Annotated in this window: 22 protein-coding genes; 16 read left to right on the top strand and 6 right to left on the bottom strand. The window is 28.8% G+C overall.

Annotated elements, in window-relative coordinates; all coding sequences use genetic code 11:
- Positions 1–527: hypothetical protein (locus QZV12_RS11095; protein ID WP_295621754.1), on the top strand; the 527-nt coding region annotated here is incomplete at its 5' end.
- A 744-nt stretch (positions 528–1,271) separates the two neighbouring features.
- Positions 1,272–1,988 (top strand): tetratricopeptide repeat protein, encoded by a 717-nt coding sequence (locus tag QZV12_RS11090; RefSeq protein WP_295621751.1) that lies wholly within the window; start codon positions 1,272–1,274, stop codon positions 1,986–1,988.
- Between the two features lie 486 nt (positions 1,989–2,474).
- Here the strand turns inward: QZV12_RS11090 and QZV12_RS11085 are convergent, their stop codons facing one another.
- On the bottom strand, positions 2,475–3,515 hold the full coding sequence (locus QZV12_RS11085) for a hypothetical protein (protein WP_295621748.1): 1,041 nt from the start codon (positions 3,513–3,515) through the stop codon (positions 2,475–2,477).
- A gap of 536 nt (positions 3,516–4,051) precedes the next feature.
- Here QZV12_RS11085 and QZV12_RS11080 point away from each other — a divergent pair.
- On the top strand, positions 4,052–4,483 hold the full coding sequence (locus tag QZV12_RS11080; RefSeq protein WP_295621746.1) for a hypothetical protein: 432 nt from the start codon (positions 4,052–4,054) through the stop codon (positions 4,481–4,483).
- Between the two features lie 173 nt (positions 4,484–4,656).
- On the opposite strand, the gene QZV12_RS11075 is transcribed toward QZV12_RS11080, so the two are convergent.
- Positions 4,657–4,992 carry a hypothetical protein gene (locus tag QZV12_RS11075; protein WP_295621743.1) on the bottom strand — a complete coding sequence of 112 codons (336 nt, stop codon included), beginning with the start codon at positions 4,990–4,992 and terminating at the stop codon, positions 4,657–4,659.
- Positions 4,993–5,656: 664 nt separating this feature from the next.
- Here QZV12_RS11075 and QZV12_RS11070 point away from each other — a divergent pair.
- On the top strand, positions 5,657–6,076 hold the full coding sequence (locus tag QZV12_RS11070) for a hypothetical protein (RefSeq protein ID WP_295621740.1): 420 nt from the start codon (positions 5,657–5,659) through the stop codon (positions 6,074–6,076).
- 59 nt (positions 6,077–6,135) lie between these two features.
- Here the strand turns inward: QZV12_RS11070 and QZV12_RS11065 are convergent, their stop codons facing one another.
- The 4 genes from QZV12_RS11065 to QZV12_RS11050 all read right to left on the bottom strand — a co-directional run bounded on the left by QZV12_RS11065 (position 6,136) and on the right by QZV12_RS11050 (position 9,962).
- Positions 6,136–7,446 (bottom strand): HEPN domain-containing protein, encoded by a 1,311-nt coding sequence (locus QZV12_RS11065; protein WP_295621737.1) that lies wholly within the window; start codon positions 7,444–7,446, stop codon positions 6,136–6,138.
- Positions 7,447–7,570: 124 nt separating this feature from the next.
- Positions 7,571–8,221, bottom strand: coding sequence for a hypothetical protein (locus QZV12_RS11060; RefSeq protein ID WP_295621734.1), 651 nt, complete (start codon positions 8,219–8,221; stop codon positions 7,571–7,573).
- 9 nt (positions 8,222–8,230) lie between these two features.
- A complete protein-coding gene (locus QZV12_RS11055) occupies positions 8,231–9,124 on the bottom strand; it encodes a hypothetical protein (protein WP_295621731.1) in 894 nt (297 codons plus the stop codon).
- 4 nt (positions 9,125–9,128) lie between these two features.
- Complete coding sequence (locus QZV12_RS11050) at positions 9,129–9,962, bottom strand: ComEC/Rec2 family competence protein (protein ID WP_295621729.1); 834 nt, start codon at positions 9,960–9,962, stop codon at positions 9,129–9,131.
- A 512-nt stretch (positions 9,963–10,474) separates the two neighbouring features.
- On the opposite strand from QZV12_RS11050, the gene QZV12_RS11045 reads away from it, so the two are divergent.
- The 12 genes from QZV12_RS11045 (at position 10,475) to QZV12_RS10990 (ending at position 24,611) form a co-directional block, all read left to right on the top strand.
- The gene (locus QZV12_RS11045; protein WP_295621726.1) at positions 10,475–11,344 is read left to right on the top strand and encodes a Dam family site-specific DNA-(adenine-N6)-methyltransferase; all 870 of its coding nucleotides are present in this window, start codon (positions 10,475–10,477) and stop codon (positions 11,342–11,344) included.
- A 266-nt stretch (positions 11,345–11,610) separates the two neighbouring features.
- Positions 11,611–13,629: a DEAD/DEAH box helicase family protein gene (locus QZV12_RS11040; RefSeq protein ID WP_295621722.1), complete on the top strand. Its 2,019-nt coding sequence runs from the start codon at positions 11,611–11,613 to the stop codon at positions 13,627–13,629.
- A 12-nt stretch (positions 13,630–13,641) separates the two neighbouring features.
- Positions 13,642–13,815 (top strand): hypothetical protein, encoded by a 174-nt coding sequence (locus QZV12_RS11035; protein ID WP_295621719.1) that lies wholly within the window; start codon positions 13,642–13,644, stop codon positions 13,813–13,815.
- Positions 13,805–15,775, top strand: a complete 1,971-nt coding sequence (locus QZV12_RS11030; protein ID WP_295621716.1) for an AAA family ATPase — start codon at positions 13,805–13,807, stop codon at positions 15,773–15,775. The genes QZV12_RS11035 and QZV12_RS11030 overlap by 11 nt, the downstream gene beginning before the upstream one ends.
- On the top strand, positions 15,775–16,200 hold the full coding sequence (locus QZV12_RS11025) for a hypothetical protein (RefSeq protein ID WP_295621713.1): 426 nt from the start codon (positions 15,775–15,777) through the stop codon (positions 16,198–16,200). The genes QZV12_RS11030 and QZV12_RS11025 overlap by 1 nt, the downstream gene beginning before the upstream one ends.
- A 10-nt stretch (positions 16,201–16,210) precedes the next feature.
- Positions 16,211–17,170: a hypothetical protein gene (locus QZV12_RS11020; protein WP_295621710.1), complete on the top strand. Its 960-nt coding sequence runs from the start codon at positions 16,211–16,213 to the stop codon at positions 17,168–17,170.
- A 1-nt stretch (position 17,171) separates the two neighbouring features.
- Positions 17,172–17,594, top strand: a complete 423-nt coding sequence (locus tag QZV12_RS11015; RefSeq protein ID WP_295621707.1) for a hypothetical protein — start codon at positions 17,172–17,174, stop codon at positions 17,592–17,594.
- A gap of 99 nt (positions 17,595–17,693) precedes the next feature.
- Positions 17,694–18,104 (top strand): hypothetical protein, encoded by a 411-nt coding sequence (locus tag QZV12_RS11010; RefSeq protein WP_295621704.1) that lies wholly within the window; start codon positions 17,694–17,696, stop codon positions 18,102–18,104.
- 791 nt (positions 18,105–18,895) lie between these two features.
- Positions 18,896–21,349 (top strand): hypothetical protein, encoded by a 2,454-nt coding sequence (locus tag QZV12_RS11005; protein ID WP_295621701.1) that lies wholly within the window; start codon positions 18,896–18,898, stop codon positions 21,347–21,349.
- A gap of 125 nt (positions 21,350–21,474) precedes the next feature.
- Entirely contained in the window at positions 21,475–22,935 is a 1,461-nt protein-coding gene (locus QZV12_RS11000) for a hypothetical protein (protein ID WP_295621698.1), read from the top strand.
- Positions 22,936–22,995: 60 nt separating this feature from the next.
- The gene (locus QZV12_RS10995) at positions 22,996–23,124 is read left to right on the top strand and encodes a hypothetical protein (RefSeq protein ID WP_295621694.1); all 129 of its coding nucleotides are present in this window, start codon (positions 22,996–22,998) and stop codon (positions 23,122–23,124) included.
- Positions 23,106–24,611: a hypothetical protein gene (locus tag QZV12_RS10990; protein ID WP_295621691.1), complete on the top strand. Its 1,506-nt coding sequence runs from the start codon at positions 23,106–23,108 to the stop codon at positions 24,609–24,611. Before QZV12_RS10995 ends, QZV12_RS10990 begins: the two co-directional genes overlap by 19 nt.
- Positions 24,612–25,621 lie beyond the last annotated feature (1,010 nt).

The following is a 25,621-nucleotide window of genomic DNA, read 5'->3' as shown; positions in this document are numbered from 1 at the left end:
CACAAGCTATTAGAACTGACCTTGAATCTTGCGATATATATAGAGCGGAAATAAGCTTCAATGATGGAGTGGGGGCATACTATACTAGGGAAGGAGAAGAATTTGGATTTAGCCACAAGGCCGGAACTTCTATTATAGAGGAAATGATGCCTGCAAATTATGAAGAACCAAACAACAATGCAAACCCATTTGGAATAAATAATTATGATGGAGAGAACAATAACATAATCAATAATGAGGTAAACAATAACATAAATAATTATAATGGAGCGAACAATAACATCAATAATAACGAGGTAAATAATAACATAAATAATGGTGAGGTAAATAATAACATAAATAATTATAATGAAATGAACAATAACATAAACAATGATGAGGTAAACAATAACATAAATAATATCAAAGATCAAATAGATGCATACCATGAAGAAACCCTCAGAATCCTAAATGAAATAAAAGGATACAATAACGCAAACAAAAATATCATAATAGAAAATCCCGAAAAAGCAAACATAATAAAATAAATGAATTTTATAGACCACAAAAAGCACAGGTCAAGATTATTGAAAGCAACCCTAAATATGCTACAGCAGAGATAACCTTTAGAAATGGAAGGGTAATCACATGCACTAGCAGATGGGGCACACAAGCTATTAGAACTGACCTTGAATCTTGCGATATATATAGAGCGGAAATAAGCTTCAATGATGGAGTGGGGGCATACTATACTAGGGAAGGAGAAGTATTTGGATTTGGCCACAAGGCCGGAACTTCTATTTTAGATGAAATAATAGCTGAAGAATGGTGATATTACTACTTAATCAATTTATAATGACTGTTCTGAATAATTATTTTTTGGGGTTTGTTGAAAACCTTTTTAAATCCTTTTTAGTATAAATTTTTATACTATTTCCCTTTATTTTTATATATTATTTTTTTTCTTAATCATTAAAACTTTTTAATAAAATCTTTATAACATTAAGAACATATCATTATAATTATGTATTGAGTTTTCTTTTTTTCTGAGGGGTTTTTAATGGTTCAATGTCCTAAATGTGTCCTTTCAGATTATGACCGCAGAGAAATTAGATGCGGTTTACTGATAAATGAACACCTTTAGATATGGGTAGGCCTTGGTGTATACTGATGAGAAAAATTCACGAGAACATTTGAAGTTTTATTAAATTTAATTTTTTATAGTCTTAAGTGATTAAATGGGGCGTTTCTATAAATAATTATAAAGATTATAAATATAAAGGAGGTCTGAGATGAATTTTTGTTATAAATGTGGAGCAACTATTGAAAATGAAAATCAAAAGTTTTGCATAAATTGTGGAGCAAATTTGACAGAAAGAGAAGAAAAGCAAACAGAAAATTCCAATATTGATTTTGATTCTATATACGCTGGCTTAGATGATTCCTCTAAACTTTCTAAAATTATGGATGATTATGAAAAATTGTTTGAATCAGGTTTATATAAGGAAGCTTTAAATTTAATTGATTATGCATTAGAAATAGACCCTAACAATGATGAAATTTTAAACGATAAGGCAAATGCTTTAAGCAATTTGGATGAAAATGATGCTGCATTGTTGTATTATAGAAAGTCTTTAGATATCAATCCAAGAAATCCAAATACATTAACCAATTTAGGATATAACTATTATAAATTGGGAAAATATGATTTGGCCATTGAAACATTTGACGAAGCCTTGGCAATAGATCCTAACTATTTTAATGCATTGAATAACAAAGCAGCTACCTTGCATAAATTAGGACTGTATGAGGAATCCATTCAGGTTCATCGTAAAATCTTAACTAAGAATCCTAAACATGTCCATTCTCTAATCAATATCTCTGCAACTTATTTTGAAATGGGAAAATATAAGGATGCTTTAAAGTTTATTGATAGAGCTTTGATTGTAGAGCCTTATAATCAAGTAGCATTGCAAAATAAAAATGAGATTTTGAAAATGATTAATTAATACTTTCATTTTTTAATCATTTAAACAGATGGAAGAGTTTAGAAATGAATTATAAATTAACAATAAAAAAATTTAATTAATTTATTTTTTTCTTCTCTAACAAAATATCCTTATTCAAAAAGAAGCAAGTTTTAGTAGTGTCCTTATTAAAGAAAGTATTATAAGCATCATCACTTTTTTGGCCTTTAGGCCCTATTTTCAATATTGATTTTCAAAAGAATTTGGATATGGCAATAAACTCATATCTTCTTTTCAATACTTTTTTTTTAAGTTTAATGGCAAGACCTATAAGGCAAAGACAAATAGGAAGGGAATAGCTAAGGTTACCATTAAGAAAAAAGCTATTAAGAAGTTTAAAAAGGGTAAGATTTCTATTTCCTATCTTAAGGATACTATTAAGAATAGAATTAAGGTGAAGGCTTAGGGAGTGTTCTCTAAGTTTTTCGGGTCAATAATGAAATTCTTTAGCAGTTTAGCTGTAGAAGTCTAATTAGCTGCCCTGACTTCAAAATCAGTGCTTACTTCACTTCCAAGATGTGAATCGGTTTCTTCAGCTATTGCCTTTGCTGTATGTGTTCCTGCTTCCAAACCGCTTACTGTAATGGACCCATGTCCATGTGAGAGTTGGACTGGAATGAATTCTCCATCATCAACTTGAACCTTGATGTGGCATTCATAGTGGGAATCAGTTGAAATCATGATCTCAGCGCTTTGGTTAACGTCAATGTCACCCACATCCACATTCAAGTAGCAATTGGATTTAGGATCCTTTTCTCTAACCTTAAAATGAACGGTTTGTTCACTGCTTTCATAGAAGTCATTTCCGTTAAAAGTTACCTTTGCTGTATGGTTTCCCGGCTCCAAGTCGCTAATTTGAGTGGATCCTTTGCCTTCATTGATTTTAATTGAAATGAAGTTGCTGTTATCAACTACAACATTAACATAGTCTGTTATGGAAGCTTCAGTTGTAACTTCAATAGTGGCATCCTCTCCAATGGTTATATCATCGATTTTGACATTTAAATGAGGGTCGCATACATAGACCTCGAAATCGGCACTTGCTTCACTTCTATCATATGAATCGGTTTCTTCGCATATTGCCTTTGCTGTATGGAATCCATAGCTTAATCCTCCGACACTAGTGATGCCATAGCCATTTGAAACATAGGCTGGAATGAATTTACCATCATCAATTTGAATCTTAATCTGGCCTTCATAGTGGGGATCGCATTTTATTTCAATATCCGCTGTTTCGTTAGCATAAATGTCATTGACATGAATGTACAAATTGCAATTGTTCTTTTGAAGTGCTATATTGGGTTCGGTTTTTCCATTCTCTAAAATCTTTTCTTCATATTTTTTACTAGCATTTAAATCGAGTTCTTTGGTTTCATCAACACTTGAATTGAGTGTATTGGTACTGTTGCAAGAATTTGCATCATCTTGATTGAAATCGACAGCAGATAACGGACTTAAGCAAAATAGCATTACAAGAACTGCTGCTATGATTTTTAAACTTCCTTTCATATTATCCCATAAGAAATTTTTAAAGTGGTGGCCACATTGAAATCTTTAAGCATTGTGAAAATATTCTAATAACATTGTAGCATGCCTTATTTGTTAAAAAATTAGTTCTCACATGATGTATGATAGAAATTAGAATGCACCTTTCTTTTAAATAGAGGGTTTATTATTGTTTATTTATAAATATTTCTGAAAGCAAGTACTTGCTTGCTTATTTTAAGAGATTTAGTGTAGTTTTATTAAAAAAAGTGAGTTTAGATGAATGGTAGGGTGGTTCATTTTATCCTCTCTTAAGGATACTATTAAGAAGAGAATTAAGATGAGGGCTAAGGGAGTATTTCTCTAAGTTTTCTTTTTTTATTTTTTTACACTATTTCAACATCACAAAATATTAATTACTAATAAGTCTTTTAACAAAATATAAAAGAATAAATAAGATTTATTAAAAAAATTATTATTGTGGTGTTTTAATGAAAAAACTGTTCTTTTTTCTTGCAATTATTTTAGTAGTCTTTTGTTCTTTATCTTCAGTTAATGCCTTGTCATGTCAACGATTTTCAATAGATCTTCCAGATGGATTTGAAGAGACTGATGGTTGGGGAGCTAGAGTGCATGTAAATGATATTTATGCAGGTACTGGAATTCCATTTAATGGCAAAGTTCATAGATGGTTAGAAATTAAAGAAACAGGCACCGCTGGCGAATACAAAGATTTTGATTATACTAAAGTATTTGAAAGAGAATATTTGTTAGATGATTATAGTGATGGCAATCTTTATGTAGCGAAATTTAATATTCCTAATTTTGATAATGGAATTGTTAAAGAAAACTTTACATATGCACATTTTGATAAAGATGGATATCATTATGAAATGTATATTTCATACAATGGCAATAAAAATAATTTAAAGCTTTCTGATGATGTAGATATGATAAAAGGTGTTCAAAATTCACTGAAACATAAAAAATAGATTTCATCTTATTTTTTTTAATTTTTTAATTAAAAAATTCCTTATTATTTTTTAGTTTTCTTCTTTAACAATATCTTTTTATTCAAAGAGAAACAAGTTTTAGTTGTATCCTTTTTAAAGAATGTATTATAAGCATCATCACTTAGACCTATTTTTTAATCAAAGAATCTGATTCAGTCCTGTTTATACTTTAAGAGTTTGTAATTTAATTCTTCATTTTCCTTGGAAATTTTCTCTAATTTCTCATTTAGGCTTTTAATGTCTCGCCTCATGCTTTTGAATTTCTCATAGTCTTTTTGAATATCCCTTTTAAGAAACTCTATGTATTCGTTCTTTTTTAAAATATCGTATTTAAGGTGTTCTATTTCACTTTCCAATTCAGCTATTCTCTTTAGATATTTTTGTTTATTCGAATCTTCAAGCTCTTTTTCACTGACTAGTTTTGCACCGCATTCAAGACATAATGTATATCCCTCATCATATGCAGTATTGCAGTTTGGGCAAATCATGCTATCCTACCTTGATTGTTTCCTAGCAAAAGTGTAGATGTTGTTGGTAAATTGGTGGATTTTTCATGATATCCTACCTTGATTGTTTCCTAGTCCTAAAGCAGCCCATATCATTGAAAGAAGAAATGCAAGTCTTGAGTTCCATTGATTTTTATTGGTCATAATATTAATTATGTATTTGATTATTTAATATTTTTATATAATTTTATTCGATTTGAATTAAAAAATAAGTTAAATGGGAGAGGAATTTATGTATGTATTTTGTCTTTAAATCGGTTAAAAATTAGCATTCCATAAATAGAATTTTTTTCACTTTTGCTTGTACTCTCTTAATTCAATACAGCATTTGATGCAGAACTTTTGGTCTTTTTCTATTAGTTTAGCTCCGCAGTGAAACAGTAGTTCATATTGCTCCCTTTTACTTTTTCTATATTTATTCTTATTTATGTATTTGAATTATTTAAAGCTTGTTTAAATATAGGTGTTCAATCTTTTTGATATTGGGATTTTTATGAATAATTTTACTTATTAAACTCTTATTTTGTTTATAAATAGTTATATATGGTTAATTTTAGATTTAAGCATTAATTTATTCTTATTTTTTAAAATATTTAAATACAATGTCTAATATAATTAGAACAATGAATATTTGGGAGAATTATCTATGAAAATTTCAGAGTTAATCAAGAAATTGGAAGATATGCTTGAAGAATGGGGAGATCTCGAAGTGGTAAAAGGTAAGAATTATGTTGGTTCAGAAGAAGTCACAGGCATCACCACCATACACGGAAACTGTTATATTGAAAATAAGTATTTGGATAATTACACAATGAGAAATGAAGATAAGCTTGATTGGGCTAAAAAAGACCTTGAAGAGATTTTGAAAGGATATGATTGTTTTGATTGCAAGAATCAAATAGATGGATATTGCTATTTGCATGAATATCATATTAAAAATGAAAAAATGAATATAAAATGTTTTGAAGCTAAGGACATGCCTTATGAAAAGAAATGGAAAATAAATATGATGCAAAATTGCATTCATAAGTTGGAATGGGAATTAATGCAAGGGAAGGAATATTAGAATCTTTATGGGATTAAGATAAATAGTAAAAAAATTTCTAGGCATATTTAAATAATTTTTTAAAGTTCTAAATATTCACTATACTTAATCATTAATTTTTTATCAATAAATTTTTCATCAAATCCTAATTCTTTTAAAATTATTAATTCAATTAGTATTTTTAAGTTAAAATTTAATATATCTAATTTTTTAGGGTCTTTTTTGAAATTAGAAGAATCATCGTAATGAGTATAATAATTTCTATTATCTACAACTTTACTGATGAACTTATTTTTATTTCCATCAATTATTTTATTTATAATTTCAAAATTCTTTAAATCATTGATTAGTTCTTTTAATCGTTTTCTTAAAGAAATTTCATTACCAAATTTAATCTTATTTTCCAAACTATTTTTATGATCTTCATTTTTTATTAATTCTTGAATAAAATCAATTATTTGATTTTTAATAGTTTCATATTCTTCAATTCTCATATAATTATCAATATATTTTTCATTTTTTCTTAAATATGATTCTAATGCCTGAGTATATGATAAGAATAGGTATTCTGGGTATGATTCATTTGCAAAATTCATAAAATATATGTCAAATAATGGCTGATATTTCTCACTAATTTTAAACCAGTTGCTAAATATGAGTTGTATATCTTCTATTTCATCAAATTCAATTAAAATATCAAATGAGTTTAATTTTTCAATGGTTTTATCGAAAAATTTTGAATAAACATTAGTTTTATTAAGAGTATTGAATTCATTTTCTACCATACATGTCATAAGCTTTATTTCAGTTTCATCATGCATTAAAAATGTTAAAAACTTTTTAATTATATTGATGTCTTTGAGTATAGTTTCTATGTGGGTTTTATTCTCATAGACAATTTGTATTATGTAATTAGGTTTTATACAAAATGAAATATTTGTTGAAGTAATTGAATAACTTAAAGAAAAAATTATCTCAAATCGGTTTAGTTTAATGTTCACACACTTATATTCTGCAAAATTTTTATAATTATCCTTAATATTCATTTTAAAATATTCATTGTTCCTAATCCAATTTTCTAAATTGTGAAATTTAAGTTGAATTTCTTTAAAATTCAAATTTGAGTTATAATCATAATTTTTGAAAATGTAATCAATAGAAAATGTTACTGTTTCAAAAGGATTCCACAAGTGATTTTTGTATAGTGTTATTTTTGTTTTATTCACATAACCAATAATTATTTCTTTGTTATAATATTTGGCATATTCTTCCATTTTTATATCGGTTTTTAAAAGATAATGGTTGTTTTTATAAATGATTGTTCCTTTAAATTTATTTTCCTCCTCATCTTTAAACCAAAATGTTCCTAGGTTATTTTGTAGATTATGCATAATAAGTCTCCGACATTTTTATATTTTAACATTCAAATATTCCTAATATCAGACGCTTTAAATTTTATTTCTTATTTATAAATAGGGAGATTCATTTTATTTTTATCTTGTATTTAAGTTTATTTTATCCTTTTTTTAAATTATTTGTTTCCTCTTCTAAAACATATTTTGCCAATTTTTCATTATTTTTTCTAGCTAGATACCAAAATACTATAAATTCTATTATTCCTATTAATGCCATGATTAATATAAGATCTTCAAATCTAAGAAATAATGCAAATACTGGAACAAATCTAAGAAATAATGCAAATACTGGAAAAATTAAGGTAATTATTAAAATAATCATTGTATAATCTCTACATAACAAAAAACGTCTATTTTGGTCACGAATTTTATTTGTATCTCTGTGTTCTGTATAAATTTTATACCATAATTCATCTTCTTCTTTTTCTGTTTTTGGCATATTATGAACTTTTAGGATTAAATCTAATTCTATTAATTTTTTATCATAATTTAATTTTCCAGATTTCATTTTAGAAAAAATACCATATGAAAATCTATGATTATTTTTAGGGTATAAGATAAAAAATTTCCATTCACGAGGTATGATGTTATTAATTAAATAAATAGGAAGATATAGTATAGAAATTAAAAGAGAAATAGGGATTATTTCATTATTAATTGCTGTTTTTGATGTAATTAATAAAAAACTAACAACAATGTTAAAGATTATAAAATGAATAATTTTATCATCATAGTCCTTTAAGTCACTCATTATAATACCTCATTTTATTAAGTCTAACGTACCTCTATATTGTTCTCCAGTTGATAAGATTTCTTCATCTTTCTCATTTTTTAAGAAATCATTTTCAATTTCATTAGTTGTATATATGTCTACTTTTCCTATTCCACTTTTGAGAACAATATTTTTCGCTGTATTTTGTGTTATTGTATTAAAACCTTTATAATAGTTTAAATATTCTGGTTTGGCTTCTCCAATGATAATTAATTTTGGATTAATTTTATCTAAAATATATTTTGGTATTTTACCAGTGTCCCTTCCATGATGTGGAGTAAATATTATGTCAGATTTTGGCAATTCCACTTCATCAATGATTTTTTCTAAAAAATCATTTTCCATATCTCCAAACCACAATACAATAATTTCATTTTCTTTGGAATATTTAATTATTGGGGAGATCTTATTAGCTGAATCTTTTTCATTTTTTTCTAATTTACCTATTTCTTCTTTATAATAGTTATTATCAAGATCTGGCCATAAAATAAAAATATTAGATCCTTCTCTTCCTTCATGAGTTTGATTTAACCAACTATTTTTCATATTTTTTTTTAATTTTAATTCACTATTATCACGTAATTCATAGTATTTTTTAAAATCTGCAGAGTCTTCAGTTTTTATTTTATTATCAACACAATAAAAATTAGTTATTCCTATTTTTTCATTTAATAATTCAATCCCCTTAATATGGTCTTTATCAGGATGTGTTGAAATAAACCGATTAAAATCATTATCTTTTTTAACTTCTTTCATTTCTTTTATAATTTCCTCTTCTTGTTCTTCTATAATATTACAATCAATAATAGTAAATGTTTTATTTTCATGACAAATATAAAACATATCCCCATTTCCTACACTAAAACTTTTTATAGTTACCATTTTCTCACCATTTTTCACAAAACACAAATAAATTTCCATTTTCTATTTTAACATATATGGTTCCATCATTACGTGTTGTTAAACAACTTCTTTCAACTGAAAATCCATTTTTAAAAACATTCATTCCTATAGATTTAGAACTGTAGTAATTAACTGCACTCACTTCCTCTTGACCACTTTTATCTGAGATTATTGTTAGAACAGGATTTAAATGGTCTACTAATTCTGATTTATAACTAGATATTCTACCATGGTGTGGTGCTAGTAATATATCAATATTTTTTGTTTTTTGTTTGAATTCAATATTATTTAATAGTTCTTCAATATTGGAGAGAGTATTATCCCCCATTAATAATATTTTATATCCTTCATATTCAAAAAGTGTTGAAATGCTATAGTAATTTAAATCTTTTACATCATTTTTTGATGGTGTAAAATTATTTATAATAACATTTCCATTATTCTGGGGATTACATGGGTTTGTTTCAGGGGATGTAGGTTTAGTATATATCTTATCTAATTCTAAGTATTTTTCAAATATTTTTTTATCTTTTTCACTTTGTGCTGATTCAATAGCATCATTTATCAATTTATGGGGAATTAATTTATTTCGTAGTAATGTTTTAGGCTTTTTATCCTCTATGTCTATTAAACCGCTAATATGATCATGGTGGGGGTGTGTTATAATTAAATAGTCAAGTTGTTCATTAAATGAAAAAAGTGGATTTTTACTTGTTATCTCATTCGTTCCAATATCAAATAATATATTTAATTTTTCAGTTTGTATTAATGTTGAATTTCCTAAATTCACATCAAAAAATTTAAAGTTTAAAGACAAGATATCACCTCTTTTTTAAATTAATATTTTTAAACTATATTATGTAAGTTTTAGTTATATTAAAATTTTTATTGCCTTTATTTATTGTATATTAAAGTTTATATATATAATTGTTTATAGAGAGCATTTGAAAAGTAATTTTTTGATAAAAATCATATAATTATTTTTAATTTAAATTTTTTCCATGATTTTTTCATTAAGTTAACCGAAATTAGTTTAAATATTTAATTATGAAAAATTTTTGCAATATTCTCTATTTTTAATGAAATCTCCTCATTCAAAAAGAAACAAGTTTTAGTTGTATCATTTTAAAGAAAGTATGATAAGCATCATCACTTTTTTGGCCTTTAGGCCCTATTTCCAATATCTAGTTTTAAATGATTTTAAAAATTTCTTAACAATATCGCATAAGTATTTATTCTAATTTCTCCAAAAATATTTATATAATTTTTAGGAAATTTTAAAATGGTAGCAAAAAACACAGATGAAATCAACCCTAAACCTTTTGTTAAATGGGCGGATGGAAAAAACAAGTTGTAAAAATTATTGATTCACTCATACCAAATGAAATTATAGAAAATGAGTGTATTGAAAAATATTTTGAGCCTTTTTTAGGTGGAGGGGCTGTTTTTTTTCATTTAGCAAGCAAATATGATATTAAATATGCTTATTTAGGGGATATCAATAAAGACCTTATTTTAACTTATTATGCAGTACAAAAATCTCCTGAAAAATTGATTGATGAATTGCAGATTCTATCTGATGGTTTTTTACCTCTATCTTTTGATGAAAGAAAAGAATATTATTATAAGGTTCGTGATGAATTTAATAATACTTCTGAAGACTTTGATAAGATAAAAAGAGCTTCACAAATGATTTTTTTAAATAGAACATGTTTCAATGGTTTATATAGAGTAAATAAAGATGGAAAATTTAATGTTCCAATAGGAACATATAAAAATCCTTTAATTTGTGATAAAAATAATTTAAGAAAAGTATCTGAAGTTTTAAAAGATGTAAAGCTTGTTTGTAATGATTATTCTAGTGCTGAGGACGAAATTGATGAAAATTCATTTGTATATTTAGACCCACCGTATTTACCTATAAAAGAAAACAGTTTTACCAATTATGATTCAAAAGGTTTTGGAATAAAAGAACAAATTGAATTAAGCGATTTTTGTAAAAATATCCATAAAAAACATGCTAAATTTCTTTTAAGTAATTCTGACCCTAAAAATACTGAAAATGAAGATTTTTTCATAAAACATTATGATTTAAATATTGGTCCATTTAAATATCAAAAAATTGATGTAAGAAGGTCAATTAATAGAGATAAGAATAAAAGGGGCCCTATTAAAGAACTCTTAATTTACAACTACTAACTTTTTTTATTTTTTTCTTAATTTATATATGGTTTTATATAGTAAATTTAATAAACTTTTAAATATATAATTTAATTAAAAAAGGTTGTACTGATCTTATTTTCTTATTAATTGATCAGTAATTAATTATTTTTTCCAAATAGATCATTATACGTTTTATTTGGTTAAATACATCATATTTTGGTAAAGGGTTTGGTATGAAAACATTTCAGGAACTAAATTTTAAAGAACACTATGACTCACAAAAGGATGATTTGCTAAATGATTTGTACATCCCCGCTTTAGCAAACACTAAAAAATATCGAAGAGTTGTAGGCTATTTTAACTCTAAAAGTTTTGCTTCAGTTGCTGTTGGTTTAAAAGATTTTATACTTAATAATGGAAAAATGGATCTTCTTTGTGGAGTGGATTTAAATCCCGATGATGTAAACATGATTAAATTTGCTTCAGAACACCCTGAAGAAATTTTAACCTCTAGTTTTCTAAAAGAATTAAATTCTATTGAAGATGAGATAATCAAACATAATGTAGAAGTTTTAGGTTGGATGATTGCAAATAAATTATTAAGAATTAGAGTAGCAGTTAAAGTGGATAGTAACGGCAATCCTGTACCAAAAGGAGAAGGTATTCTTCATTATAAAATCGGGTTAATGTATGATTCTCAAAACAATCTTATTTCATTCAGTGGGTCAGTAAATGAAACTGCAGCAGCTTGGGAAAAGAATTTAGAAGAGTTTCATTTGTTTAGAGATTGGAAAAAGGGGGAAATAGGCCATCTTAAAGACAATTTAGATACTTTTAATAATATTTGGAACTCTAAATGGGATCAATATAAAATTTTAGACATTCCTGAAGCGGTTGAACAAAAATTAGTTGATGATGCACCAGAAGATTTTGAGGATTTAGTTTTTACTTATACTTTTTCAACTCCAAAAAGCACTACTGGAACAGTTATTGAGAAGGTAGAGCTATATGATTACCAAAAAGATGCTAGGACTAAATGGATAGAAAATGATAAAAAAGGTATTTTTGTAATGGCCACAGGAACTGGAAAGACTTTCACAGCTTTAGGTTGTTTAGAAAAGGCTTTAGAAGATAGTTCTAAATTATTAACGGTTATTACTGCTCCTACAAAACATTTATTGCCTCAATGGGAGCGTTCTATAAATAATTATGGTATCAAATACGACAAATTATTATTTGCCACTGGAGACACTAATTGGAGAAACGAATTAGAAGACCAATTACTTGATTTAAGATTAAATTCAATAAATAATCTTATTGTTCTTACAACTCATGATACACTAGCAAGCAATGATTTTATAAGCCTTTTATCTAAAAAAAAGAGATTTAACTATTTTTTAATAGGGGATGAAATGCATGGCTTAGGATCTCCTTATCGCCGAAATGGTTTAATAGAACACTTATATGATTTTAGATTAGGATTAAGTGCCACTCCAACTAGATATTCTGATGAAGAATCAGAATTTTTATTTAATTTCTTTGGTGATGAATTATATACATTATCATTAAGAGAAGCTATTTATGAATATTATAATCCTAAAACCGGAATGTCTTATTTAACTCCTTATAATTATTGCCCTTATTTCTTAAGTTTAAATGAAGAAGAATTAGAGGAATATAGGGGAATTACTCAAAGTTTATTCAGTTGTAAAGATGATGAATTTGATAAAAGAAAGCAGAATTTATTATTTAAACGAGCAAACATTATTAAAGATGCTCAAAATAAATTTGAAGTTTTAAGAAAGATATTAGACAGTATAGATGATTATTCTGGTTTAATAGTTTATTGCAGTCCTAATCAGATCGATAAAGTTATGGATATATTATCAGAATATAATATTGTTGCTCACAAATTTACAATGGAAGAAAAAACTAAACCTTTAGAGAAATATGGAGGAATGTCTGAAAGGGATTTAATCTTAGATGATTTTGCTAAAGGAAATTATCAAGTTTTAGCAGCTATGCACTGTTTGGATGAAGGTGTAGATGTACCTTCTGCTTCACAGGCCATATTCATGTGTAGCAGTAACAGTTCTAGAGAATTTATTCAGAGAATTGGGAGAGTTATAAGAAGGTCACCAGGTAAGACTCATGCAACTATCTATGATTTGATAGTCAAGCCTTCTGGTAATTTATTCGATAAATCTTTAGAAGCCTATGAAAAATCAATTTTTGAAAGAGAAAAGGAAAGATATAAAAAGATTGGCTATATAGCTGAAAATTATTCTTATGTTATTGACAAATTAAACGAAAATTTATGATGGTGGGAAATAATGAGTACTTCGAGGAAGATATTTAAAAGTTTAAAAGAAAATTCAAAAAATGATTGTGTAGCGAATTTTCTAACAGACCTTTTTAAGGAAGAAAACAAAGGTTTGCATCAATGGAATGATAAGTATGATGAGTTAATCGATACGTATTATAGGGGTTATGTCGATGAGGATTGAAGAGATTCAATTTGAAAACTTTAGAAAATATGTTGACACAAGCATTAAATTTAAAGAAGACTTAGAAAAAGACCTTCATGTAGTAATTGCTGAAAATGGTGCTGGAAAAACTACTTTTTTAAATGCAATGACTTGGTGTTTATATAATGAAGAACCAAGAATTAAGGATAAAGACCGAGCTTTGCCAACATTAAATACAGAAGTCAGTAACAATTCCGAAAAGGATTTTGAAAATGCGGCTGTCACTATAACTGTATCCAATGGACAAGGTTCTAAATTAATTATTAAACGTTCTGATATATTTAAAATTCATGGAATTCATAGTGATTATTTTGAAAAAAATGGTAAACGTGAAGAATGGATAGATCAAGAATTCTCAGTCACTGAAATAGAGGGTTCTCACTCAAATGTATGTAGGGATAAGGATGAATGCGATTATTTAGTTTCTTCATTTATTCCAGAATCCATCAAAGAATTTTTCTTTTTTGATGGTGAGCAATTAGATAATTATTTTTTAGTTTCCACAGCTATTAAAGACCAAGTTTTTAAATTATCTCATATTTTTGTTTTAGATGAAATGGAAAGGAGAATTAAACGAAAATTAAAAGATTTGAGGAAAGAAGGAAGTCCAAATTCAAATTCAGATAGTAAATTAAAAGAATATAATCAACAATTAGCTTTCTTAGAATCTGAAAAAGAGAGATATGAAAAACTTAATGAAACATATGAGAAATTAGAAAAGGAAAGAGACTCTTTAATGGATTCCTTAGGGAACACTCCTTCTCTTAAAAATACTGAGAAAAAAAGAGATAAGAAAATTCGAGAAAGAGACAATTTTATTGAATCATTAAATGATAAAAAAGAAGCGTTAAATGATAATATTATAAAAGAGGCTCCTAAAATTTTAGCCAGAGAGGCTTTTATAAAAGCATTGGAAGGTATTGAAGAAAATCGTGATGATACTTATCTTTATCCTATTGATGAAACAATTTTAGAAGATTCTATTCATGATAAGTCTTGCAAAGTTTGTGATCGAAAAATTGATGATTCTCTACTGGAAATCTTAAAGAATAAGAAAGCAAAATTATATCTCATTGCTCCTGAAGACGAAATTTTAAGGGATAATAAGAAATTTTTCAATAAGTTTTCAGATACTGCTGAAGCCTATTTAAAAACAGAAAATAAAATTCAAAATGATATAAATACGTTTAATAATGCTATAGAATCCCTAGAAAAGGATATTAAAGAGCTTTATGAAACTTTAGAACTTAATAAACATCTGAAAAAAAGTGTTGATAGGAGAGATGAGTTAGTAAAAATATTGCCTAACAAAAAATCAGAATTGGACAGCCTCAGAAATAATAATATTTCTTTAAAGAACAATGTTGAAAAATTACATAGGGAATATCTTAAATTACTTTCTGAAGAGGAAGAATACAAGGATATTTTGGCTAAAATTAAACTATGCACAGATTCTTTAACAGTCATTAATGATGTTAAAGAAGATATGATGGCCGACACTAGAAAGGTTATTCAGGATTCTACCAATGAAAAGTTCTTTAAATTAATAAGAAAATCTAAAACATATGGATTTATTGAAATAAATGAGGATTATCAAGTCAATTTATACGATGAAGATGGACGTCCTGCTTCAGCAACTGCTAGTGCTTCTGAAGTTGAATTGTTAGCATTAGCATTTATTTTAGCTATTCATTCTGTTTCTGGTTTTGAATCACCATTAGTTGTTGACACTCTTTTAGCAAGGACTAGCGGTGAACAAAGATTGAATGTTTCACAAAGTTGTTTGAATGTAAGTGAAGAAAAACAATTATTATTGTTCTTAATTGATGAAGAATATTCCTCTCCTGTTCAATCTTTATTTAAACAAAATAAAGTTTTAGAATATAGGTTAAAAGAATCTGAATCTGAAAAAGAAATTAAAATTGAGGAGATGAAATAATGAGTGGCAAATCTATACATTTTTTCATTGAAAAAAATTATGTGAATTTTTTTAAAAAATCTGAAATTTTAAACTCTCCTAGAAGTGAAGGTATTGTTAGAAGAGAAAATTTCCTTCTTCTTGCAGCATATGGATTTTCTATTGGTTATAAGACTCCTTTTGAAAACAATAAAACTAAAGGAAACGATACCTTTGTTATGTACCAATTGACAAATGAAGAATTATCATTATTATATGCGATAGCTATTTCTGATACAGGAGATTTGGAAGTTGTTAATGATGACCAAAAAGTGGCGGATATTGCGATGGAATATGCTAATACAGGCATCATAGAACTTAAAAAATTAGAAGAGAATTCTGGAAAAGGAAATAGGATTAAAACATTCCAAGCTGAAATACGTGATTTTATAGAAGATTTTAATTAATATTGATATTATGACTAAACATGTTGTTTTACTTGAAAACGAATGTGATTATTCTATACACACACATGTACACTTAGGTAGGAAAAAAGCTGACGTTCCTAAAGGTTGGGCTTTAAATTTAATTGATATTCGTGAATTTATTCCCGTTTTAAGGTTTGAATTTGAATGTTATATCAGAATAAATAATATTATTTCACCTTGTAAAATTAAGATAAATCCACGTCTATTTTATTATGGCACTCCATTTAAGAATTATCTCACATCTCAAAAGGCCCTTGATCCTAAAAGAGAAATTCCTTTGGAATTAAAATTTAATAAAAGGGAATTAGATAAAAAATTGGATGATTTTGAAAATGAAGGTTTGAATTATGTTGATACTAAGCTTTTAGTAGGAAAGTCAGCTACAAGTAAAGGTTGGGGTCTTTCTGAAGAGGTAAAATCAAAAATATTTCCCTTGGATGCTTATAAATATATGTTTCCAGTTTATATTGATGAGATTCCAGTTGAAACAAGGCTTAATATGCAAATAAGATTATTTTATAGTAGTGATGAATTAAGCCAAGAATTGGCAAAATTAGCTAAAAGAGACAAAAAACAAAAAGTGGATGCTAGAATAATCCTCAATGAAGAATACTTACACATAACTAGAGGGTTAAAAGATGATTATTTATCTGACAAGAAATGTATTATTTGTGGTAATTCAATAGATAAAGAAAGTCAATCTAATAAATGTTTTGATTGTTTAGATAAAGAATTAACTGTTTTAAAACTTAAAAGTATTTTAGATAACTTTAATCCATCTGATACTTTTTATGAAGAAGATTTATTGGATTTAGGTTATACTAAAGGTCAGATTAGAGTAACTTTTTATAAATTAGAGAAATATGGTTTAGTTTCAAAAAATTGGGATGATAGTTTTCAATTAGAGGACGATAAAACACTTAAACAATTTATTAAAGATTGGGGATAAAATGTATCCCAAAAAAAGAGTTAGACAAATAAGAATACTGCCCACTTCATCAGATGATTTTGATTTTGAAGATGAAGAAGCCATGAAAAACTTTTTCACAAACAAATTACCTTCAGATGGCAAATTTCATTTTTATAAGAATAATGTAGCTGATCCTGAAGGTACTTTGATATTATTCCAATACAATAATTCCATTGTAGCAAGTGGAATAATGGAAGATAGAAATGATACAATGGAAAAAGGGTACAATGGATATTATATATTCAATAAAAACTCAATTAATCTTTTAGATACTCCTATTACCAAAGATGAATTAATAGATGCGGATGTAGGCTTTGAAGGATTTGGAAACACTACTAAAGAAATAGATATGAATCATTTCACAAAAATAAATAATCTGCTTAATGAACACTATGAAGATTAAGTTATCTATATGATTGCTATCTTATATCTATCACTTATCTATCACATATCTATCAATATTATTTCAATGAGGACGAACTATATTAAAAATTATTTCAATATGGTTATTGTTTTTTTAAATAAAGTCAATATCAGGGTTAGTTTTTTAAAAAACTTATATACTACTTTTTATGCAATATCTGCGCTTTTTAATTTAATTTTTAGAAAAATATTTATAGTATACTCAGTATACTATTATTGTGATATTATGATGACTAAAACAATTAAAATATCTCAAGATACCCATAAATCATTATCAGAATTGGCATCAAAAAATGATACATTCAATGATGTCATAAGATTTTTAATTGATTACTATAAATCAAATGAAGAATTCACAGATGAGGAAGCTGAATTTTATAATAATGAAATAGAAAAATTTGAAAATGACAATTTGGAAAATCTTAATAAATTAAGTTTAAAAAGTTTAGAGGAAAGAATAACTAAGTTGGAAAATGAGATAAAAAAATGAGTTATGAACTTTTTGAACATGATAAAGTCATAAAATTTTTTAAAAAACAAAAAATTGATAAAGATTTATTATTAAGAATACAAAATTCTAAAAAATCCATATGATTCTAGTTTATTCAATAAAATGTTGAAAAATCTCCTTGAAATGTATACATCCACGACCTACTTCTCATCTACAAAGAAACTATCTTTGCGTATATTGCACAGAGGTATTTTTAAGATATAAGTATAAATGGCTATGTGCCTTTTAATTCATCGCTTCTTTAAAAAAAAGAAGGGTGTCATGACATCCTCAAATACTGTCTTATGTTTGAGTTAGGATTTAGGTTGAATTTGATGAAATAACATATGAGTTTAAGGGAAAAAATCAGCGAATTTATTTTTTATAAGATTTTTGATTTGTCTAATTTGGCTTAGATAATTTGATTTTAAAATTTTTGCTTATTATGCATACTCTTATTTTTTTCTTATTTTTTTCTTCATTTGAAAATTGTTGATTTTATAATTTTTTCCAATATTTTGCATTATTTTCTTTCATCATTTGAAAATTGCTAATTTTATAATTTTCATCAATATTTCATTATTTTTCATGAACATTTGTCTAAAATTTCTCCATTTAAATGGCTTTAATTAACAAAATAAGCATTTTTACGCAACAAAATAAAATAAACACGTTTTTATAACATTATTAATTTATATATAAAATATATGGAAAATTTTTGAAAAATGGTGATTATTATTATTAAAACTAGACTATTTATTGTCACTCTTTTTTTATTGGTCTTAATCAGCATGGCAGGAGTTAGTGCTGCTGCTGATGCCAATGATATTGTGGCAAATGGGGAAAATGTTGAAGTCATAGCTAGCGATTCTAGCTTACATGAAGACTTAAGCGCTGATGTGACTTTACAAAATGAAGTGTCTGGCAGTTCAGATGATGAGGGATTGCCAGTTTTGAATGACGATGACGATGATAACGGGCCGGCTACCAATTATACTTTGGTCGGCAGTTTTAGTGATTTGGCAAAAGCAATCAATAATTCCGATGGCAAATTGGTCCTTGATAAGGATTATGTATTCAATCCAGAAACCGATGGCGAATATGCCGCTGAAGGAATTAGCATTGAAAGACACAATTTTATCATAGATGGTCAAAACCATACCCTTGATGGGATTGGAAAATCCTCCTTTATTAACTTCCATTACTACGAGAATTTAACCTTACAGAACATTCGCTTTGTAAACGGTGTTTCCTATGGGGATTTTGCCAAAACCTTCTTTATTGCTCATGTTTCTTTGATATCCGTATCCAGTGTAATCAATTGTACTTTTTTAAATAACACTGGACCCGGTGGAGCTTTAATGGTGCTCCATCAGATTTATGTTGAAAACTGTGATTTCTTATATAACACAGGAACACAACTTGGAGGTGGATTAACCGAAGCAGTGGGAACTATGCCTATTGTTGTAAACTCAAGATTCATAGGCAATCATGGGAATATAGGAGGTGCTATACATTCTTCATTCCGTATTATAGCCCTCTATTGTACTTTTGAAAACAACACTGCTGATGATATTGGAGGTGCAGTCTATACCCAAACCAACGGATTTGTAAACACTTCCCTCTTTATCAACAATAAGGAGCCATATGGTGGAGCAATATTCAACAATGGTGATTTAGTTCTTAACAACAGCTATTTCTACTTTAACAATGCAATTGACACTTCCTGCAATATTTACAATAATGGAAGTGTTGAACTAAAGGGCAACACTCCTTTAAACTTGACTCCATGTGACTTTGCAACACTGCAGAATGCCATCTATAATTGTGAAGAGAATGTTCTTAACTTAACAAATGATTATTACTGCACTGAAGAGGATATGGCACTCTTTGAGTCTGGAGTAACAATAGGCAAAAAGAATTTCATGATTGACGGAAAAGGCCATATGATTTATGCAGCAAACCGTTCAAGAATATTTGATGTTGTTGCACAGGGAGTTACTTTCAAGGACATCATCTTTGTTGGAGGATTCTCTGAAGGAGACGGCGGTGCCATTCACTTTGGTCGAGACGGAACAGTTGATAACTGTACTTTCCTTGATAACCATGCATTGAATGGTGGAGCAGTTGCCTTCGATTTTGCTGGAACCATTACAAGTTCCGCTTTTGTAAACAACACTGCAAAAGGAAAAGGTGGAGCAGTCTACATCAAGAAATCTGGAAATATCATTGGGTCTGTATTTGCAAACAACATTGCAGATTTAGGTGGTGCTGCATATATTGCCGGTACTGCAGATGTTCAGATGGCTAATTTCACCATCAACCAGGCAAATGAAGGAGGTGCACTCTATCTTGAAAAGGGCGGTGACATTAATTACTCACAATTCATGATCAATATAGCTAAGGGATATGGTGGAGCTATAAGTACAAGCGGAGACCTTAACATTAAGATCAGTGAGTTTGAAACCAATATTGCACCTGATGCAAGCCTTAACGTTAAGCTAAGAAATGGCACTAGACTTAGTGTCCAAGATGTAACTCCAAATGTATTGATTCCATTATCCTTTGCAGACTTGAATCAGGACATCAGTTCAGTTGGAGATGTCCTTACATTAACTGAAGACTACATCTTCAATCCGGATTGTGACGATATGGCAGGAATCACAATCAGCAAGGATAATTTTGTCCTTGACGGTAATGGCCACATTCTTTATGGTTCAAACAAAACAAGGCTCTTTACCATTGAAGGGGAAAATGTAACCCTTAAGAACCTTATTATAGTGAACTTCCATGCAGACGGCAATAACGGTGTAGACATAGTCAAGTTCCTTAAGAACGGTACTGTAGAAAATTGTACATTCCTTAACAACACTGGAAGCGAAACAGTTCTTGCATTTGCCGGTGGAGAAATCTTAAACTCCACTTTCGCAAACAACACTGCTCAAAATGGAGGAGCTGTTGATATGAACAGCGGAACCATGAAAGGCTGTATCTTCACTGAAAACAGGGCTGAAATAGCTGGAGCAGTCTATATGAACAACTATGGTGAGATATGGGATTCCAATTTTGTCAATAACTATGCATCAGAAAATGGTGGGGCAATATACACTCATATGGATGCATTAATCCACAATTGTAATTTCTTAAGCAATTACGGAAGACAAGGTGGAGTAATTTATGCAAATAATCATGTAACAGTTGAATCTTCCAATTTCCTTAGTAATGATGCTGTGCTTATGGTGTAATTGCTGCATTTGAAGATGCTACTATTAAAGATTCCAATTTCCTCTTCAATCATGCAAATCATGAAGGAGCGCTATATTTAGTTAGAGGAACAATTAAAAACTCCAATTTCACTTCAAATATAGGAATGAATGGAGGAGCAGTTCAATTTTACTGGAATGGTATTGTTGAAAATTCAACCTTCAATCTAAATGAAAACTACAACACTCCTGGTGGAGCGTTATACTTCTTTGTCAACGGTACTGTAAGGGATTCCACCTTCAATCTCAACAAGGGAGGGGAAGGAGGAGCTGTCTATTTCGGACAGACTGGACTTGCATATAATTGTACATTCAATATGAATGAAGCCAGTCTTGGTTCAGCAGTTTATTCCCGTTCCCAATATGTTTCAATCATAGGGTCAACATTCAACAACAACACTGCTGAAAACGGTACTGTCTACTTTGAATCTCCTGGATTGGTAAATAACTGTACATTCAATATCAACCAAGCGGAAAAAGGTGCTGGAATATTCACCTTAGCTGATTTGACAGTTTCCAGAACTAACTTCAATGGAAATATGGCTCTTGTCGGTGCAGCAGCATACTTTGCAAAACAAGGTCTTGTCCTTAACAGCAATTTCTACTACAATATTGGAGATTTGGCATCTGGAAGCGTTTTATGCTTTGATGCCAATGGTAGTGTGGAAAATTCCCAGTTCCTAAATGACATAGCAGGTTCAGTGGTCTTGTTTAATGCTGAAGGAAACATTGACAACTGCAGCTTCAATAATACCATAAGCGTTTACGGTCCTGCATGCTTTGAATCTGCAGGAGTGGTAAACAACTCTAAATTCAACAACAACACTGGAATAAGCTATAGCGCAGGTGTCAAAATGAATTCAGGTAAAGTGCTAAACAGTGAATTCACAAATAACATAGGCAACCTCACAAGCTCAATCTTTGCTATGGATGCAACTGTTGAAAACTGTGTATTCAAAGATAATAAGGGTGCTCTTTCCAGTGTAATCTATGCTTTAAATGAGGCAATTGTAAGGAAATCCATTTTCACTGGCAATTTAGGTAACCAAAGCGGTGCTGTCCACATCAACAACGGTTTGATTGAAGAATCTTACTTCTTTAACAACACTGCAGCAGGTGATGGTGGAGCAGTCTACATAACAAATGCAGAAGTGAAAGTGAATATGCGAGAAACAGACCTGACAAGTGATATACTAGTCTACATAACAAATGCAGAAGTGAAATACTGTATTTTCGATTCCAATCTTGCAGGAGGATGTGGTGCTGCAGTATATTCAATTAACGGATCAGTTAAAGGAGGCTCATTCCTAAACCACATGGCTGGAGAAAATGGTGGAGCAGTCTTTGCTCGGAACATAAGCATTGACGGTTCATACTTCTTCAACAACACTGCAGGTTATGATGGCGGTGCAGTCTGCATAAGGGAAAACGGATTGGTGAACAATACTAAATTCGACACTAATTATGCAGCATTAAATCGTAGAAGCAATGGTGGAGCATTATACATCAATAAGGGTATAGTGGACAACAGCATATTCCTCAACTCCATAGCATTGACAATTGGTTGAGGAATATATGCAGTTGATGCAATTGTCAACAATTCACTTTTCGACCACAATTATGCATACATGTTTGAAGGATCTTATGGTGGAGCTATCTATTTCGAAGGAATGGAATCGCTGAAAATTCAAACTTTACAAACAACCATGCTGACTTCGCTGGAGGAGCCATTAACTTTATGGGAACTGGAAGCGTAAAAAGCTGTTACTTTGAAAACAACACCAGTGGATTTGAAGATGAGACAGGCGTTATTCCATTTGCTTATGGTGGAGCTGTATGTGGTTATTCAAAAGGAATCACAGTTGAGGATTCTGACTTCATCAGCAGTGTTGGTGGTATTGGAGGTGCTTTATACCTCTCTGGTGGAGAAGTAAGAAACTGTAATTTCTTCAACAATAATGCAATTTTTAGAGGTGGAGGAGCAATATACTCCTATATGGAAACCATTATTGATGGCTGTCGCTTTATCAATAACACTGCAGCAATTGATGGTGGAGCTGTTGATTTGGATAGGTTCAATTCCACAGTAGAGAATTCATTCTTCTTCAATAATTCTGCAGCAGAAAATGGAGGAGCACTTTCTTTAGAAAATGATTCATTTGTCAAAAGCTGTATTTTCTACGGCAACAATGCAAGTTCCGGTGGAGCAATATCCAATGAAGGATATATGTATCTTTACTACTCTATCTTTGATGACAATCATGCAGAAGATGGAACAAACAATGTTAACTTGATGGGAGATGCAGTAGCAAGGGCCCATTATGTAACTCCTGATGATTTAGGACCAATGAGAACACTTAATTCCAGCAGTCCATATATCATTGTTGCTTCAGATAAGGCATTTGTCATTAACTATGGAGGAAAGTACTCTCTCATGGTTAAGGATAAGCATAATGTATTAGCTGCTGGAGAAACAGTTGAGCTCTTCTTGAATGGAAACAAAATAGGATCTGCCAAAACCGATGAGAATGGAATGGCTGAATTTGCAATCACTCCTAAAATCTTGAAGGATGCTAAAGCTGGAGTAAGGGATCTTGTGATTAAGTTCACTGATGCTAATGGAGTTTCAGTATCAAAAACCGTAAAGATTACTATCAACAAGGAAAAGACAAGTCTTGTTGCTAAGAATAAGGCATATGTGATTAATTACGGTGGTAAATACTCAATAACATTAAAGGATTCTAAAGGAAAAGCTATTGCAAATAGGAAAGTGGTATTCTATCTAAAGGGCAAAAAGATTGCTACTGGAAAAACCAATAAGAAAGGAGTTGCAACAATCAAATTAACTGCTAAACAGTTAAAGGTAGCTAAAGCAGGAAAAAGAAACTTAGTGGTTAAGTTTGCAGGAGATGCATATTACAAACCTGTTAAAAAGACTGTTAAAATCACCATTAAAAGGGAAAAAGTTAAAATAGTCGCTAAAAACAAGTCTTTCAAAAGATTGTTGTTAAACAAGAAATTTGCTGTAACTTTAAAAAACAGCAAAGGAAAAGCAATTAAGAAAGCAAACCTTGTCTTAAAGGTCAAAGGAAAAACCTATAAGGCAAAAACAAATGCAAAAGGACGTGCTGTCTTTAACATTAAAAAGCTTTATAAGAAAGGAACCTTTAAGGCAAGCATTGCATTTAGAGCAACTGCTTACTATTTAAAAGCAGTTAAGAAAGTTCAAATTAGAATGAAGTAGATGATCTTTCATCTACATTTTTTTCTTTTTTATTTCTTTTTAATCATTTTTTTATTTTTTTAGACTTATTTTATTAGTTATTTTTTTTAATCATTTTTTTTATTTTTTAGACTTATTTTATTAGTTAATATTTTTATTCAGTTTAACTATTTTTTAAGAAAAAATTACTCTTTCTTTTGAGGCCATTTTTCTTAAAAGTTTGGTTTATTAAATTCAAACTTATGGTTGAAGTATTGTTTATTTTAATCATGATTTTATTTATTTTATTTGATAGTATTCTGTTTAGATTTTTTTATGAGTTTATGGGTATTTAAATTATAGCAATTTCTTATTTTTTAGATTTTTTTATGAGTTAAGATAGTATATTTTTTTTAAATGTGTATTTTTATTAATTATTAATTCATTTTATTCCCTATTTGTGTCTATTTTTGCTAAAAAACATGCAAGTGAGCACTTACATGCGAAAATCTTTATATATGGTGGAGTATAATGTAATAATAGGTATGATTTATTCATATCTAGAATTTTTATTTCATAGTTGTCCTCATATGTGATATGCAAGGAAAACAAAAGCAGAATTGTTTTCTTTGTATATTAAATCGCTTTTTTAATAAATCGTTAAAAAGAAGATTATTATTTTTTAATAATCTTTTTTTATCTTAAAATAAGGATGAAATAAAATTCTTTTCTTCTTAATTTTTTTATTTGCTTTTTTCTTCAAAATTAACGAGTTTATGATCATTATTTTTTGATTTAAAGATGCAAGTAAGTACTTGCATGCGAAAATCTTTATATATGTGTTGGAATATACTATTAGATAGGAATAAAGTTTTCCTCATTGTTGGTATACTAAGAAAACCAATTCCCCCCAAGAAATTTGTTTTCTTTGTATATCATCCAAACAATTTCTATTTTTAACTGATTTTTACAAACTTTAACAACTTTATCGTCTTTTGATATTTTTATTAGTTACTTATCTTTTCTGCTGATAATTTGATAATTTTTAAATT

Origin of the sequence: uncultured Methanobrevibacter sp. (genome assembly GCF_902769175.1) — an archaeon.
Lineage (GTDB): Archaea > Methanobacteriota > Methanobacteria > Methanobacteriales > Methanobacteriaceae > Methanobrevibacter.
Note: the sequence above shows the minus strand (reverse complement) of the source record. Positions and strands in the feature narration are given on the sequence as shown.

Coding starts and splice junctions, on each gene's coding strand:
- QZV12_RS11075 (WP_295621743.1), bottom strand. CDS start 4,992: ATGATTTGCCCAAACTGCAATACTGCATATGATGAGGGATATACATTA.
- QZV12_RS11065 (WP_295621737.1), bottom strand. CDS start 7,446: ATGCATAATCTACAAAATAACCTAGGAACATTTTGGTTTAAAGATGAG.
- QZV12_RS10995 (WP_295621694.1), top strand. CDS start 22,996: ATGTTTGAAGGATCTTATGGTGGAGCTATCTATTTCGAAGGAATGGAA.
- QZV12_RS11015 (WP_295621707.1), top strand. CDS start 17,172: ATGTATCCCAAAAAAAGAGTTAGACAAATAAGAATACTGCCCACTTCA.
- QZV12_RS11035 (WP_295621719.1), top strand. CDS start 13,642: ATGAGTACTTCGAGGAAGATATTTAAAAGTTTAAAAGAAAATTCAAAA.
- QZV12_RS11045 (WP_295621726.1), top strand. CDS start 10,475: ATGGGCGGATGGAAAAAACAAGTTGTAAAAATTATTGATTCACTCATA.
- QZV12_RS10990 (WP_295621691.1), top strand. CDS start 23,106: ATGGGAACTGGAAGCGTAAAAAGCTGTTACTTTGAAAACAACACCAGT.
- QZV12_RS11060 (WP_295621734.1), bottom strand. CDS start 8,221: ATGAGTGACTTAAAGGACTATGATGATAAAATTATTCATTTTATAATC.
- QZV12_RS11020 (WP_295621710.1), top strand. CDS start 16,211: ATGACTAAACATGTTGTTTTACTTGAAAACGAATGTGATTATTCTATA.
- QZV12_RS11005 (WP_295621701.1), top strand. CDS start 18,896: ATGGCAGGAGTTAGTGCTGCTGCTGATGCCAATGATATTGTGGCAAAT.
- QZV12_RS11085 (WP_295621748.1), bottom strand. CDS start 3,515: ATGAAAGGAAGTTTAAAAATCATAGCAGCAGTTCTTGTAATGCTATTT.
- QZV12_RS11000 (WP_295621698.1), top strand. CDS start 21,475: ATGAATGGAGGAGCAGTTCAATTTTACTGGAATGGTATTGTTGAAAAT.
- QZV12_RS11030 (WP_295621716.1), top strand. CDS start 13,805: ATGAGGATTGAAGAGATTCAATTTGAAAACTTTAGAAAATATGTTGAC.
- QZV12_RS11025 (WP_295621713.1), top strand. CDS start 15,775: ATGAGTGGCAAATCTATACATTTTTTCATTGAAAAAAATTATGTGAAT.
- QZV12_RS11055 (WP_295621731.1), bottom strand. CDS start 9,124: ATGGTAACTATAAAAAGTTTTAGTGTAGGAAATGGGGATATGTTTTAT.
- QZV12_RS11010 (WP_295621704.1), top strand. CDS start 17,694: ATGGTTATTGTTTTTTTAAATAAAGTCAATATCAGGGTTAGTTTTTTA.
- QZV12_RS11090 (WP_295621751.1), top strand. CDS start 1,272: ATGAATTTTTGTTATAAATGTGGAGCAACTATTGAAAATGAAAATCAA.
- QZV12_RS11070 (WP_295621740.1), top strand. CDS start 5,657: ATGAAAATTTCAGAGTTAATCAAGAAATTGGAAGATATGCTTGAAGAA.